Annotated in this window: 12 protein-coding genes and 2 tRNA genes; 6 read left to right on the forward strand and 8 right to left on the reverse strand. The window is 41.4% G+C overall.

Annotated features, from left to right (window positions below):
* Positions 1 to 24: 24 nt before the first annotated feature.
* Positions 25 to 441 carry a cysteine desulfuration protein SufE gene (gene sufE, locus PTE_RS18460; RefSeq protein ID WP_036849493.1) on the forward strand — a complete coding sequence of 139 codons (417 nt, stop codon included), beginning with the start codon at positions 25 to 27 and terminating at the stop codon, positions 439 to 441.
* 123 nt (positions 442 to 564) lie between these two features.
* Positions 565 to 1,635 carry a L,D-transpeptidase family protein gene (locus PTE_RS18465; protein ID WP_036849494.1) on the forward strand — a complete coding sequence of 357 codons (1,071 nt, stop codon included), beginning with the start codon at positions 565 to 567 and terminating at the stop codon, positions 1,633 to 1,635.
* A gap of 110 nt (positions 1,636 to 1,745) precedes the next feature.
* Here the strand turns inward: PTE_RS18465 and PTE_RS18470 are convergent, their stop codons facing one another.
* Positions 1,746 to 1,982: a major outer membrane lipoprotein gene (locus tag PTE_RS18470; RefSeq protein WP_036849495.1), complete on the reverse strand. Its 237-nt coding sequence runs from the start codon at positions 1,980 to 1,982 to the stop codon at positions 1,746 to 1,748.
* Between the two features lie 440 nt (positions 1,983 to 2,422).
* On the opposite strand from PTE_RS18470, the gene PTE_RS18475 reads away from it, so the two are divergent.
* A complete protein-coding gene (locus PTE_RS18475) occupies positions 2,423 to 3,274 on the forward strand; it encodes an enoyl-CoA hydratase-related protein (RefSeq protein WP_036849496.1) in 852 nt (283 codons plus the stop codon).
* Positions 3,275 to 4,406: 1,132 nt separating this feature from the next.
* On the opposite strand, the gene pykF is transcribed toward PTE_RS18475, so the two are convergent.
* The 4 genes from pykF to PTE_RS18495 form a co-directional block, all read right to left on the reverse strand.
* Positions 4,407 to 5,816 (reverse strand): pyruvate kinase PykF, encoded by a 1,410-nt coding sequence (pykF, locus tag PTE_RS18480; RefSeq protein ID WP_036849497.1) that lies wholly within the window; start codon positions 5,814 to 5,816, stop codon positions 4,407 to 4,409.
* Between the two features lie 404 nt (positions 5,817 to 6,220).
* Positions 6,221 to 6,297 (reverse strand) — tRNA-Val (locus tag PTE_RS18485).
* A 32-nt stretch (positions 6,298 to 6,329) separates the two neighbouring features.
* Positions 6,330 to 6,406, reverse strand: a tRNA-Val gene (locus PTE_RS18490).
* 170 nt (positions 6,407 to 6,576) lie between these two features.
* A complete protein-coding gene (locus tag PTE_RS18495; RefSeq protein ID WP_036849498.1) occupies positions 6,577 to 7,950 on the reverse strand; it encodes an MATE family efflux transporter in 1,374 nt (457 codons plus the stop codon).
* Between the two features lie 226 nt (positions 7,951 to 8,176).
* On the opposite strand from PTE_RS18495, the gene PTE_RS18500 reads away from it, so the two are divergent.
* Both PTE_RS18500 and PTE_RS18510 read left to right on the forward strand, forming a co-directional pair.
* A complete protein-coding gene (locus PTE_RS18500) occupies positions 8,177 to 8,833 on the forward strand; it encodes a riboflavin synthase (protein ID WP_036849499.1) in 657 nt (218 codons plus the stop codon).
* A gap of 427 nt (positions 8,834 to 9,260) precedes the next feature.
* On the forward strand, positions 9,261 to 10,238 hold the full coding sequence (locus PTE_RS18510) for a CgnE/CgnB domain-containing protein (RefSeq protein WP_036849501.1): 978 nt from the start codon (positions 9,261 to 9,263) through the stop codon (positions 10,236 to 10,238).
* A gap of 52 nt (positions 10,239 to 10,290) precedes the next feature.
* On the opposite strand, the gene cfa is transcribed toward PTE_RS18510, so the two are convergent.
* On the reverse strand, positions 10,291 to 11,442 hold the full coding sequence (gene cfa, locus PTE_RS18515) for a cyclopropane fatty acyl phospholipid synthase (RefSeq protein ID WP_036849502.1): 1,152 nt from the start codon (positions 11,440 to 11,442) through the stop codon (positions 10,291 to 10,293).
* Positions 11,443 to 11,736: 294 nt separating this feature from the next.
* Positions 11,737 to 12,936, reverse strand: a complete 1,200-nt coding sequence (gene punC, locus PTE_RS18520; RefSeq protein WP_036849617.1) for a purine nucleoside transporter PunC — start codon at positions 12,934 to 12,936, stop codon at positions 11,737 to 11,739.
* A gap of 146 nt (positions 12,937 to 13,082) precedes the next feature.
* On the opposite strand from punC, the gene punR reads away from it, so the two are divergent.
* Complete coding sequence (gene punR / locus PTE_RS18525; protein ID WP_036849503.1) at positions 13,083 to 13,991, forward strand: DNA-binding transcriptional activator PunR; 909 nt, start codon at positions 13,083 to 13,085, stop codon at positions 13,989 to 13,991.
* A 6-nt stretch (positions 13,992 to 13,997) separates the two neighbouring features.
* Here punR and purR read toward each other — a convergent pair whose 3' ends face one another.
* A complete protein-coding gene (purR, locus tag PTE_RS18530) occupies positions 13,998 to 15,023 on the reverse strand; it encodes an HTH-type transcriptional repressor PurR (protein ID WP_036849505.1) in 1,026 nt (341 codons plus the stop codon).
* Positions 15,024 to 15,423 lie beyond the last annotated feature (400 nt).

The raw sequence follows: 15,423 nt of genomic DNA on the forward strand, positions 1-15,423 counted from the left end.
GAAAGGGTGATAAAGGAAAAAGTCATGGCAAGTTTGCCCGACCAAAATAGATTGTTACGTAATTTTTCCCGCTGCCAAAATTGGGAAGAAAAATATCTCTATATGATTGAACTGGGGGCGAGGTTGTCCCCATTGACTGACGAACAACGTCAATCTGAGCATTTAATCGCCGGTTGTCAGAGTCAGGTGTGGATTTTGCTGAGGAAGAATGACCAAAGCAAAGTGGAATTTGTTGGAGACAGTGATGCCGCTATTGTGAAAGGGCTGGTTGCGATGGTTTTTATTCTTTTTCAGGATAAGACGCCTCAGGAGATTCTGGATTTGGATGTAGCTGAATATTTTGCAAAACTTTCTCTGGAGCAACATTTAACACCATCACGGACACAGGGGCTACATGCGATGATATATGCCATCCGCAATACGGCAAGTAAAATGGTTTAAGTGGCAGTCTTACGCGTTTCTTTCGCGGCTGATAATATACACGGCCGCGACAGGTGAATAAGGCTACAACCATTCGCGCTTAATTTATCCGATAACATTCAGAAGTCATTCCAGGAAGCAAGCATGAAACGAGTTTTAACGTTTATCGGCATGTTGTTGTTAAGTGCGCTGACTAATACCGTCAGCGCTACAGAATATACCTTGCCCCCTGCCAATAGTCGTTTAATTGGCGAAAATACGACATTTGTTGTGCCAGATGACGGACGTTCTCTGGAGGCCATTGCCGCCGAATATCAAATTGGATTACTGGCAATGCTGGAAGCTAACCCCGGTACCGATCCTTATTTGCCTGCTCCGGGTTCTGAACTGATTATTCCATCCCAAATGTTGTTGCCTGATACACCGAGGCAGGGGATTGTGATTAACCTTGCGGAGCTCAGACTCTACTATTTTCCGAAAGGAAAAAACAAAGTCATCGTTTATCCCATTGGCATTGGACAGCTTGGTCGTAATACACCGGTGATGACAACATCGGTAAGCCAGCTGATTAAAGATCCAACCTGGACGCCGACTAAGAATATCCGTAAGCATTATGCTGAACGGGGGATTATCTTACCTGCGGTTGTTCCTGCTGGCCCGGAAAACCCAATGGGAGCATTTGCTTTGCGTTTAGCCGCTGGACGCGGGGAGTACTTGATTCATGGTACTAATGCTGATTTTGGCATCGGTATGCGGGTGAGTTCGGGTTGTATCCGTCTGCGTCCTGATGATATTGAAGCTGTGTTTAACACGGTTTCCCGTGGAACCAGAGTACAGATTATCAATGAAGCCGTTAAGTATTCTGTTGAGCCAGATGGTCAGCGTTATATTGAAGTCCATCAGCCGTTGTCTAAAAAAGAGGATGATGATCCACAAACATTACAAATTATCCGATCAGCTGGTTTGAACAAGTTCATTGATGATAACAAGACAGATAAAAATATTGTTGAACAAGCGATTGTACGCCGCTCTGGTATACCGGTGCTGGTAAGTGAGAATACACAGCCTGAAATACAACAGGGTCTGCCAGAAGAAAATAGAGTACCGATGGAAGACGATGCTAAAGATGCAGAACAAGAAGTCAATGAGGTTGTGTCTGAATCGTTTAAATTACCACCATTATATCAGCCTGGGCCAATATATCGGGAAAATTAATATTTTATTGCGGACAAGGAGGTCAGCAAATATTTGTTTAACAGAATTTCATGGTAAAAAAACGGCGCACAGATAGACTGTGCGCCATTTTTGTACTTTATTACAAAAAATTATTTTTTGTAGGAACGAACTTGGTTATCCAGACGCTGATTTGCACGAGCTGCATCGTCTTTAGCGGCTTGAATATCAGTACGCACTGCATTCACGTCATTGCTCAGTTGATCAACTTTTGCATTCAGAGTTTGAACGTCAGAAGACAGTTGGTCAACCTTAGCAGTGCTTGAACAACCAGCCAACAGAGTAGAAGCCAGAACTACTGCACCCAGTACAATTTTAGTACGATTCATTATAATACCCTCTAGATTTAAGTTAATCTCCAAGTAGCCATATAAGTATTACACAAAGTTTTTTAGAAAGAGAATAAATTTTTGTCATGAAAACCAATTATTTCAAATTTTCTCTTTAGTAGGTGGGCAATTTTCATCTGAATGTAAAGAAACAAAACGATTGAGTAACATTTTAATCAAAGAAATCCTATTCCATAAGGGGATGATATTCTCCGAAATAATTTTAGTTAAAAATTCTTATAAATAAAAAACACCACATCGAAGCCATCTTGTGTCTATTGAGTCATAGGGACGTGTCTTACATGGAGACATTCCGCATACATAAATTTAGGGTTTCGCTTAAAACAAATTTGTTAACTGAATCTTATTGTAGATAAGCATCTTGACAATACTCAGGTTGAATTCTAGGCTCAGATTCAAACTGGTAAGAGGAGTATTCTATGCTAATTGATCAATCCAACGAGTATTTTAATATCACCGTTGACAACGGGGTCGCTCATTTACAACTCAGTCGTCCCGAAAAGGCAAACAGCCTGGCACTGGCGTTCTGGAAACTATTTCCTGAGGCAATAGAGCAACTCAGTCGCTCAGGAGAGGTACGGGCAATGGTTATCTCTGCGCAAGGCAGCGCATTCTGTGGTGGGCTTGACTTGCAAATTTTCGCCTCCAGCAAAGAAACCCATACGACTAATCCTAATGAGCGGGAAGCTATGCAGTTTAGCTTATTACAAATGCAGGAGGCGATAAATGTATTGGAACGTGCCCGCTTCCCGGTCATTGCCGCAGTACAAGGAGCCTGTCTCGGTGCAGGATTTGACTTAATTGCTGCATGTGATTTTTGTTTTGCTTCTGAAAATGCGAAATTTCGTATAGAGGAAACCAATATTGGTATGATGGCTGACTTAGGTATCCTTCAGCGTCTGCAACATCTGATCCCTGGTGGTATGGCTCGCTATCTTGCACTCACAGGGGATACGTTACATGCCGCTCAGGCTCATGATTTAGGACTTGTGGTAAAGCTCTTCCCTTCTGCGGAGACATTGATCGAGGGGGCTTTAGCGATTGCCCGACGTATAGCGGATCGGCCTCCGGTTGCTATTAACGGGATTAAACGAGCCATGCTTTACAGTCGTGATCATGGTGTTTACGAATCATTGCAACAAACAGCATTGTTGCAAGCTTCGATTTTTAGCCAGCAGGATATCTTATGCTCGATTCAAGCAAAAGCAGCTGGAGCAACAAGTGAGTTCCAGAACTTAAACGAAGTAGGTAAAGCGTTCGATGAGCGATGATTAAGACAGAGATGCCGATAATATGTAAAGTGGGCTTTCCGCAAATGACGTAATGCCGGGAAACATCATCGTGGTTGAGGGTTAAGCCATTTTCTGATCAGTAAATAGAAAATGGCGTCATGACTACACAGGTTCGAATGAATAGGGCAGTATGGCTGAATGGATAGAAATATGGTGGAGACAATGACGCTAAGGTTGATGACCACATATTAGTTTTGTTTTAAAAGATAAATAACCACACCAACTAATAAAGTTTTTCCTTATTTAGTTTTCACCGATTGAACTATCTTGACTATTAAGCATAGAATAAATAGCCGGGATTTATTCGTTCATAGATCTCTGTAGCGGTGGCATTCCCCAGGAACACTGAATATATTCTCATTCGCATATTATGAATGAGAATCACTCTTTCTTACTATTGTTTTATGTATTTGATTGCGAACTTGAAAATAACCTTAGCTGTGATGAATATAATACAACTAACTTAATAATAACATAAACTTAACGTTTTCATTGGGAATTTATTATCCTGATTATATAAGAATAAGCGAGCTTTTTCATTTTATGTAAATAAATATCATTTTTTATATTTTATTTAAATATTATGTAATTTATCTTTTTGTATCAGATTTTATATTTATTTGGTATTTAACATATTGTGCTATTTGATAAAAATAGTTGATTTTTATATGCACCTATTAGGAGAATCGGATTATTCAGTAACAGTCCATCCTATTAATGAATCGACTCATTGATGGAACGGGAATAGCCCGATTAATTATTTATATCCCGGTTAACATCCGGTCGGGAAATACCTGATCTGATTTGTTGTTTTCCTGATTTATTCTGACTGACTCCTGAATTCTTATTCGGTTTTCATACACTGAACTTTAAGCATTAAGTCTCTCAAAAATACCCTCTAACCCAATAATAGCGCTCAATATTGGCAACAACCAGACAACGTTCATGAATCATTGTTATACATAAAGACAGAAGAAAAATTTACCAATGCAAAAATCCCAGCTTAAGCTGGGGTCAAAACTGAGGTCTTATACGAAAGGTCATACACCTAAATAATGTCCTGAAACACCGTCGCTTTTGCGGTGTTTCAGAAATAAAGTTACATATCAAATCAAAGAACGTGGACAGACGACGTATTGGTTGTACCACTTGGCACCAGAGCACCAGATACCATAACCACGATTTCGCCTTTCTTCGCCAGCCCACTAACCAGTGCTGCTTCTTTACCGATGCGATAGAAATCGTCGGTAGATGCGATTTCTTTAACGATTTGAGTAGAAACACCTTTAACTAATAGTAATTGGCGTGCAGTTACTTCGTTGGTGGTTAATGCCAGAATAGGTGCACCAGGGAAGTACTTACGGATAGATTTGGCAGACTTACCGCCATAGGTTGCGACTACAATCAGAGGGGCTTCCAGTTTTTCAGCTGTTTCAACAGCACCACGGCATACTGCTTCGGTCACGCGTAATTTACGGCAATTGACAGCTTCAATGCGGCTTGGCATGACACGATCTGTGCGCTTACAAATCGTTGCCATGATAGTCACCGCTTCTACCGGATATTTGCCTTTTGCACTTTCACCGGAAAGCATAACTGCGTCAGTACCATCCAAAATGGCGTTAGCTACGTCACCGGCTTCAGCACGGGTAGGGCGTGGGTTTTTGATCATGGAATCGAGCATTTGAGTTGCAGTGATAACAACTTTGCGGGCCATGTTACATTTTTGAATCATCATCTTCTGAGCGAAGATAACTTCTTCTACCGGGATTTCAACACCGAGATCACCGCGGGCAACCATGATCCCATCAGAAGCTTCCAGGATCTCATCAAAGTTGTTCAGACCTTCCTGATTTTCAATCTTAGAGATGATTTGAATATTTTCACCACCGTGCGCTTTCAAATGTTCGCGGATTTCCAGAACGTCAGAGCGTTTACGGATGAAAGAAGCGGCGACGAAATCAACACCTTGCTGGCAGCCAAAGACCAAATCTTGTTTATCTTTTTCTGCCAAGGCAGGCAAGCTGATAGATATACCTGGCAGGTTAACACCTTTATTTTCACCCAAATCACCGTTGTTCAAAACCTGACAAATGACTTCTGAGTGAGTGACTTCTTTAACTTTCATGCCGATCAGGCCATCATCAACCAGAACGGTGTTACCTGGAGCCAGATCCGCAGGGAAACCGCTGTAAGTGACAGCAACGCGGTCTTTATTACCGATAACGGTGGTGTCGGTGGTAAAAGTGAAAGTCTGACCCGCAGTCAGGGAGACATCATTGCCGCTTTCCAGCTTCATGGTACGAATTTCAGGGCCTTTAGTATCCAGCAGAATAGCTGCCTGTTGACCTGTCTTAGTTATAACTGAACGGATATTTTGAATACGCTGGCCGTGCTCTTCATAGTCTCCGTGCGAAAAGTTGAGGCGCATAACATTCATGCCTGCATCCAACAGCTCGGTCAGTTTTTCTTCGGATTCTGTTTTTGGTCCGATAGTACAAACAATTTTGGTTTTTTTCATGGCAACTTATCTACAGGTTTTAATGGATAAAATAGTGAACCGCTAACTTTATGGTTTGCGCAGATACCATAGGGTGCTGAATGTTGCGCAACTTCATTGAGGGCAAGCGACGGGGATTTTTTGTGTGAAATCAGTCATATGTAATTATGTGAGCTTATACAGACTATCAGTCTGTAATTTTTTAGCGTTCAGCAAATTAATTTGCTGAAACCATTCAACTATAAATTGGGCCGTATTATAGAGATTTATTTCTGTGAAATGAATCAAAAAATGATTATATGAATTAATTATAACGTTAGGACGAAGAAATAACGCAAATAACGGCAGGGTGTTGTAATTTGTTGCGTAATTTTCTTGTGAACGGTCAACTGACTACTTCAGAACAGAAAATAATTCTAGAGATTTGGTGCGTCCGAGTGGACTCGAACCACCGACCCCCACCATGTCAAGGTGGTGCTCTAACCAACTGAGCTACGGACGCACTAAAAAGAGAGCGCTATCAATCAAGCAATCTGGTGCGTCCGAGTGGACTCGAACCACCGACCCCCACCATGTCAAGGTGGTGCTCTAACCAACTGAGCTACGGACGCAATCTAAATTGCATTGGTGACAACGGGGACGAATATTAGCGGCGAGTGAGCCTTCTGGCAAGGGGAATAATACAAATTGTTGTTCAACTGTTCGTATTTGCATCTGCTACAGCGAATTTGTCGTTTATTCCACCAGTTAAATATTTGTCCCCGGTTTTAGGGAAAGCAAATCAGTGGCTTGAGCGTCGCAGAATGACCTCATCTGATTGTTTTTGTGCCCACAAAATACGGCAGGATATCATCACTGCTGATGCGGTCAGGCCAATAATAAAGCCAATCCAAAATCCTTGTGGCCCCATAGCGGGTACAACATAGTCGGTTAATCCCAGAATGTAACCACTTGGCAGCCCCAGAATCCAGTAGGCGATGAAAGTGATATAGAAGATAGAACGCGTATCTTTATAGCCACGTAAAACACCGGAACCCACCACCTGTATGGCATCAGAGAGTTGGTAAAAAGCGGCAAACAGCATCAGATTGGACGCCATGATGATAACTTCAGGGTTGTCGTTATACATCAAGGCAATTGGCTTTCGCAAAATGACAGTAAAGGCTGCGGTTAAGCAGGCAAACATCAAACCGACGGCAAGACCGGCATAAGCTGATATCCGGGCATTTTCGGTAGATTTTTTCCCCAGGTTGTAGCCAATGCGGATAGTGGTTGCCGCGGCTAAAGATATTGGGAACATAAACATCAATGAACTGAAATTCAGTGCAATCTGGTGCCCGGCAACCGCGGTAATGCCTAAAGGGGTGACCAATAATGCCACTATCGCAAACAGCGTAATTTCAAAAAACACGGCCATAGCAATAGGCAAACCAAGGGCCGAAATGCGTTTCAAGGTATGCCATTCAGGTGCCGCAAAACGATGTTTAGGGCGGATATCCTTTTGTGATGATGAATGTTTCACATACCAGCGCATTGACAGGAACATGGCCCAGTAAACACTGGCAGTAGCGACACCGCAGCCAACACCACCCAGAGCGGGAGCACCGAATTTACCGTAAATGAGTACGTAGTTAATCGGAATGTTAAGTAGTAACCCTAAAAAACCAATGATCATTCCTGGTTTGGTTTTCGATAAACCTTCACATTGATTACGGAGTACCTGATAAAACAGATAGCCCGGTGCACCCCACATTATTGCGTGGATAAATCCAACTGCTTTTTCTGCCAAAAGCGGGTCTATATTGTGTTGCCTGTCAATAAGAAATTTGCTGTTGTATAAAATAACAATAATGATGATTGAGAGGAAAGTCGCTAACCAGAATCCTTGCTGAGTTTGATTGGCAATCAGGTTTCTGCGACCAGAACCGTTCATTTGCGCAATAATGGGTGTCAAAGCTAATAGTAAGCCGTAACCGAATAAAATCACTGGCAGCCAGATAGAGGTACCAACAGCAACCGCGGACATTTCTGTTGCACTAACGCTACCCGCCATAACGGTATCCACAACCCCCATTGCAGTTTGTGAGAATTGGGCAATAATGACGGGGATCCCCAAAGCGAGCAGACTACGCGCTTCTTTTAAATACTTCTGCACGTATTACACCTTTTTTAAAAGTAAAAGAATATTAAGAAAAACTCCTGCATATAAGAAACGATTTTTGAAAAAGCAACCGTTTACTAACCGGGGTATTGTATCTGTTTAATACTATATTAGCCAACAATAATGCTGAGTTTATATTCAAATGCTCAGGTGGTATTTATCAGTGACAACTTGATATAAACTTACTAATAATTTTACATGGTCATCAAGAGGTTCTTCTATGTTCACGGGTATCGTTCAGGGAAAAGCACCATTAGTTGCTATTGATGAGAAAAATAATTTTCGGACTCATATCGTTAAATTTCCGGCTGAATTATTGCGAGGTATTGAAGCAGGCGCATCGGTTGCTAATAACGGTTGTTGTCTGACGGTAACCAAAATAGAAGGCGATGAGGTCAGTTTCGATTTAATGAAAGAGACGCTGCGATTGACCAATCTTGGCGATTTACAGGTAGGGGATTATGTGAACCTGGAGCGGGCCGCTAAATTTGGTGATGAAATTGGTGGACATTTGATGTCCGGTCATATCATCACTGTTGCTGAGATCGCTAAAATTTTCACTTCAGAAAATAATCATCAAATATGGTTCAGGATCCACGATAAGCAATTGATGAAATATATCCTGCATAAAGGATTTATCGGCATTGATGGGATTAGCCTGACGATTGGTGATGTTGTGAATAATCGTTTTTGTGTCCACCTTATCCCTGAAACACTGGAGCGTACAACATTAGGTAAAAAACGTCTTGGCCATAAAGTGAATATTGAGATTGACTCACAGACTCAGGCGCTTGTCGATACAGTGGAACGCGTTCTTGCTCAGAAAGAACGGGAACGCGTTATCTCTCAGCAGTCAGCCACTGTTATTGGCGAATAATCAATAAATTAAGAAGCGACAGGAAGGCTTGGCTTGTCGCTTCCGAACAAAATTAGCCTGTATTCCAACAAGGCTCGTTGAGCCTATTAGTGATTATTTTGTGATTTGCATCTCAGTATTCTGGGTATTATGTTACTTAATATAGTTTCTATTGTTATTATTGTGTTAATGCGCTTTTTCGTAAAGTGCAGGTTAACCTTACAATTATATTCTTAGAGACTACTTTAATGGAAAACGCGATTGAATTAGATGAATGGCTTGAAGAACCTACACATGATGATGCTGTTGAAATGATGAATGCACAAGCTATTGTACCCTTTGGTACAGCACTTTGGCCTTAATGATTTCTATAATAAAGCCCTTAGCGGTTCTCTATAATTGAAGTAAGGGGGCTTCCCCTTACTTAAAAGTAAATAGGATTGCCCTCATGGATAAAAGTTTTGAAAATATGTATCGCTGTGTATCATATCACCCCGCAATTTTGGATAAGGTAAAAAAGGGTGAATGTATAAAAATATTGATTGGATCTGATACTGAGCATAGCGATATTGCACAAAAGATGCATGGATATGAAAAGAATTTTAATGTAAAATCTGATTTCGCTTCTTTAGAAGAAACATCAGTAGACAATATAAAACAAAAAATATCCGATTGTGATTTATTTATCTTTCTTTACGCATCATCAACATTAAAGAATGTATCTCCACAAGGGCCAGAATATTTAATCAAAATAAGAAAATTTATTACTGAATCGTGGAAGAAATCAGTACTGTTTAAAGATTATGGTCCTCATTTTATTGAGGCATTCAGTGAACCACAAACATCAATAACAGAAAGGAACCAAAAGCTGATTGAACTATCAAGTCAATCACAGAAGATTCAATATACAGATAATCAAGGAAACTCAATTATAGGTTATTTGGAGAAAGACCATAAGTGGACGTCCATTGATGGTAATGGAAATCTTGATGTTATTCCTGGGGAAATTGCGAGCCATATAAAGAGTCTTAACGGTAGTGTTAGTTTTAGTGGCACCTTTTTGAGTACTGCGCCATTTGCCATAAAATATGGGGTTGTCAATGATATGATGACGATCAATATAAAAGAGGGTGAAATCATTGGGTTTGATTGTGACAATGCAGAATTTAATAGAGACTTTAATTTATATCTAAACCATAATCACGGAAATCGTATTGTTGAAGAATTTGGTATTGGCACCAACACGGGAGTGAAAGCGCTTTACGGCAGAAATGCAGGTTTTGAAGAACGCCATCCTGGTTTACATCTTGGCTTAGGGGGCGGTGTAAAGGGAAGCCATCATTTAGATTTGATATTTTCTGGTGGAAAAATAGCATTTGATCAAACGACCTTTTTTGATAATGGCTATGTTGGTTATTTTCGTTAGTGAAAAATACATCTATAAGCCACAGTGGGTTCCCACTGTAGCTTTGGGTTAATTACCGGGCTACTCGTAACCCGCCTTCGATACCTTTTGGGCTGAACATGATTTGCCATAATTGAATATCGCGCGCACGAAATGCACCTGCACTGGCATTCAGGTAATAGCTAAACATGCGTTTAAATGTTGGGCTATAGTTATCTTGTATTTCCGGCCAACGGGCAATAAATCTTTCATGCCAGGCCATCAGTGTGCGATCATAATCTGCACCAAAATTATGCCAATCTTCCATAATAAAACGGCTTTTGCTGGTGTGTGCTATTTGCTCAATAGAAGGTACGCAGCCATTGGGAAAAATATATTTGCTGATCCATGGGTCAGCGCTGACTTTGCTTTTGTTGGAGCCGATGGTGTGCAGCAGGAATAAACCATCAGGTTTTAGGTTTCTTTGAACAACGTCGAAGTAGGTCAAATAATTTTTAGGCCCAACGTGTTCAAACATACCAACAGAAACAATTCTGTCAAATTGCTTATGTAAATCCCGATAGTCTTTCAGAATAATGTTTACGTCCAGATCTGCACATTGTTTCTGGGCATATTTCTGTTGTTCAGCTGAAACGGTTACTCCGGTTACGGAAACACCATAGTTTTTCGTAGCATAACGCGATAGCCCTCCCCAACCACACCCAATATCCAGCAAGGTCATACCTGGAGAAAGTTCTAACTTCTCGCAGATGAGCTTCAATTTATCAAGTTGAGCTTGTTCCAATGTTTCTGCTTGTTTCCAATAGCCGCAGGAATATTGCATATAAGGGTCAAGCATATGGGTAAAAAGATCATTGCCTAAATTATAATGTTTATGACCGACAATCCATGACCGTTTTGGTGTTTGTAAATTACGTAAGCGGGTTACTGCGATTTTCAGTGTATCTTTGAAATTATTGGGCATTTTATTTTCTAATCCAGCACGTAAAACGCGATAAAAGAAAATATCTAATCGCTCACAATCCCACCAGCCATCCATATAGCTTTCACCTAATCCCATTGAGCCCTGTTGTAAAACTCTTTTATAGAAATCAGAGTTTTTTACCTGGATATCATAGGGATTGTGACCATTAATCTGAATCCCTGCTTCTTGTAGCATTTCATTAGCAATTCGCTGCCAGGAATTAGTGACGGTTTTTTGGTTTTCAATGTGCGATGAACTCATATACTCTCCAAGGTTAGGGGGGGAATATTGAGGGGCTCGTTTTAGCTAACAAAGCAGAATGCGAGGGAGCAAAATGCAAAAAATAGCAAAGAATTAAAGCGAGAAACCCTAAAAATGACTAATCCATAAGCTTAATGGGGGTCATCATTGCTCCTGAAAACCTCAAATTCAGGTTATTTAGAATAAGGAACTTGTATGAGTATAAAAGCGGAAAATTGTTTCATCAATTAATAAATAAAGACTGTAATTAATTGATAATTAACAGTCTTTATTGAAGTAACGATTTGATTAATATCAGGAATGTTTTTCAACAGCTTGAATATAGCGATCAGCTTTTTTTTTCCACTGTATAAAATATCCTAGGGCCATCAGAATAACGGTAGAAGCCATGACAGTGGTTGTCGATATAAGTGGATTGTTGACGAATGCTGAAACAACCAGGCTGGCAATAAAACAGAGCCCTAATTGGAGGGTGTTTTGCAATGCGGCGGCTTTTCCACTGTCTTGTGGGTAAACGGATAAAGCATTAGCGACTGCAATGGGATATGAAGCTCCATTCATAGCGGCCATAAAACAGAAAGGAATCAGAATCGTCAACATGGTTGGTTCGCTGAATTTTGCGATTAAATACAGCACAATCATGCTGACAGCATAGCCAACCAACAAATAAGGGAAAACAATTTCACTTCTTATTTTGCTCAAGATACTGCGGCATCCATAACCACCGGCCATAAAGGCTAATGTTTGTGGCACGTAACTTAGGCCGATGTCATTTGGGCCATATCCCATCTTGCCAAGAATAAAAGGTGAACCTGTTAGCCAAGCGAAAAAACCAGCGCTACATGATGCAAATATCAGGACGTTGCCACTGAACACCGGCGATTTTAGTAACGTAAAAAAAGATACATGGTTTTTCTGCGTTTCAGTCTCACTGTTTTTTTTGCGGTTTTCTTGCAGAAATAGCGTAGGCAACAGCAGTAATAATGTAATTGCCAGTAATACCAGGAAAATGATGCGCCAGCTGCCATGTTGTAACAGCCAGGCTCCCATCAAAGGTGCCAGAGCAGGGGAAAGTGCGACCAGTGGCATGATCGTGGCAAAAACGCGTTTGGTACGGTTAGCGTCATAACGATCAATAACTAATGCTTGCCATGAAACAGCGGCTGAACAAACACCTATGGCTTGGATAAAACGCAAAACTAAAAGTTGCGTGGTGTCTGTTATCCAAAGCATACCCAGACAGCCAACAGAAAACATTAATAACCCGGTGATGATAATCGGTTTTCTTCCAAAGCGATCTGAAAGAGGCCCCCATAAAAGCTGAGCAAAGGCAAAGCCTGCAAGAAAGATGCTCAGGCTAGCACTGATTGCTCCCGCCGATGTGCCCAATTCTTGTTGCATAGGGCCGAATGCCGGTAGATACATATCAATAGCCAGGTAACCCAGCATACTCAAGCCTGCAAGGTAGAACATGAACTGACTTGAGTTTTTCATTTGATTATTCTCTTTGGATGTCATGATTGAAATAATTTGCTGTGTAGGTAGATAAGAATATTTATACATATTCTATATGCCGTGATTTTTACTTGTGAAACGGTAATATTTGGATAATGCTATGAAAAAAATTGAAAGGTAAAATTATGTGGTCAGAATATTCACTTGAAGTTGTGGATGCTGTTGCCAGAACGGGAAGTTTTAGTGCCGCTGCATCAGAACTCCACCGCGTCCCTTCTGCAATCAGTTATACCGTAAGACAATTGGAAGAGTGGCTTGCCGTCCCGTTGTTTGAACGTCGTCATCGGGATGTGGAATTAACTGAGTCAGGCACTATTTTTATCAAAGAGGCTCGCGCTGTTATCAAAAAAATGATTGACACTCGTCATCAGTGCCAGCAGGTTGCAAATGGCTGGAGAGGGCAATTCAGTATTGCTATTGACCGGGTTGTTAAACCAGAACGCAGTCGTCAGCTTATCCTTGATTTTTATCATCATTTTCCTGATATAGAGCTGTTTATTCATCAGGAAGTATTCAATGGTGTATGGGACGCGCTGGTGGATGGTCGGGTTGATGTTGCAATTGGTGCCACCCGGGTAGCGCCGGTAGGGGAAAGGTACAGTTTCCGGGATATGGGATTTATGCCCTGGTTGTGTGTCGTCAGCATCGGTCATGCTTTGACTCAGTTGAACGGTCCATTGTCTGATGATCAAATGCGACCTTATCCTAGCTTGTGCCTTGAGGATACATCCCGCAATTTACCAAAGCGTGATACCTGGACTCTGGATAATCAGCGCAGGTTGGTGGTTCCTGATTGGGAATCTGGTCTGGCTTGTCTGAACAAGGGCTTATGTGTGGGGATGGTGCCTAAGCACAGGGCAATGCCGCTGATCCGGCAGAAGAAACTGGAAGCATTGGGATTAGAGCAGCCTTTGCCTGATAGCCCATGCTGTTTGACATGGGTGCAAAATAGCCATTCTCCGGCATTAAGTTGGCTTCTGGACTATCTTGGCGATAGTGAAACACTTAATGCTGAATGGCTTCAGGATGAATAGGGAAAATTAACGGCGATAGTCGATAAATGGGCCATCTGCGACAGAACGCCGTTCAACCAAACGTGGATGTACTTCGATAGTTTGTGCATCTTCACGTTTACTGACTATTCTGTCCAGTAACATAGAAAATGCCATTTGCCCCAGGCGTTCTTTTGGCTGATGAATCGTTGTCAATGCCGGAGAGAAATAACGGGCGTTGCGTATATTATCGTAACCGATCACAGAAATATCTTGTGGGACGCGTAATCCTAATTCATCAGCAGCACAAATAGCTCCCATTGCCATAACATCGCCACCACAGAAAACCGCAGTCGGGCGCTGTTTTTGATTCAGAATTTGATGCATAGCTTTGTAGCCCGATTCTGGTTCAAAATCCCCCTGAACAATCCACTCTTCTTTGATTGGAATGCTGGCTTCTTTTAATGCTTTCAAGAATCCCTGATGACGGCCACCACCGGTATTTCGTGCCAGGGGACCAGGGATTGCACCAATATCACGATGACCACGCTCAATAAGATAACGACCAGCCAGATAACCACCGTGGAATGCGTTATCAATAATGGTATCAGTGAAATCACTTCTGGCTTGCCCCCAATCCATGACGACCATGGGAATATTGCGATAATCTTCTAACATTCCCAACAACTGTTCCGGGTATTCTGAGCACATCACCAGCAACCCATCCACCCGTTTTTGTGCCAGCATGGACAGATAGGCTTTCTGTTTATCAATGTTATTGTGTGAGTTACACAAAATCAGCGTATAGCCTTTGCTATAACAACTATTTTCAACAGATTCAATAACTTCAGCAAAATAGGGGGCTTCGCTGGACGTTGCCAGTAATCCGATCGATTTTGTATGGTTAACTTTCAGGCTGCGGGCAACGGCACTGGGTGAATAATTCAGTTCTTTGATAGCAGCCCAAACGGCAGCCTTAGTATCTTCGGCGACGAAACGGGTTTTATTAATAACATGGGATACGGTAGTGGTTGAAACGCTAGCGTGTTTAGCCACATCTTTGATCGTTGCCATGAGATGAAAGACTCCTGACCTTTTGGTCTAAATTTAAAGCACTTTGTTAATCGTTTGCCAGTATCCTTATACATTAGGGTGTCTGCTGGCAATAAGTTAGCGATAAATCCTGAATTTTGTCTGATCTGGCTCAAAAGTGAAAGCAATAATCAATGTTATAAAATACAGGGTAATCGCTATTTTATGTTTTTTCCTTAATGTTAAGGATAATTAACCATGTTAACTGAATGGTATTTGTGGTTATAGACTTCTATTCTGAGGGGGATCGATGAATACCGATTTGAAGCTTGGCTTATTTACTGCGGTGAGCACGTTGGTGATGATTGCCATTTTTGCCGCTGTTTGCGTGATCTTTGCCTGATGTTTTGAATTGATTAGGTGATGTAAAAATTGGGTTTTT

Source organism: Photorhabdus khanii NC19, from assembly GCF_000517265.1.
GTDB lineage: Bacteria > Pseudomonadota > Gammaproteobacteria > Enterobacterales > Enterobacteriaceae > Photorhabdus > Photorhabdus khanii.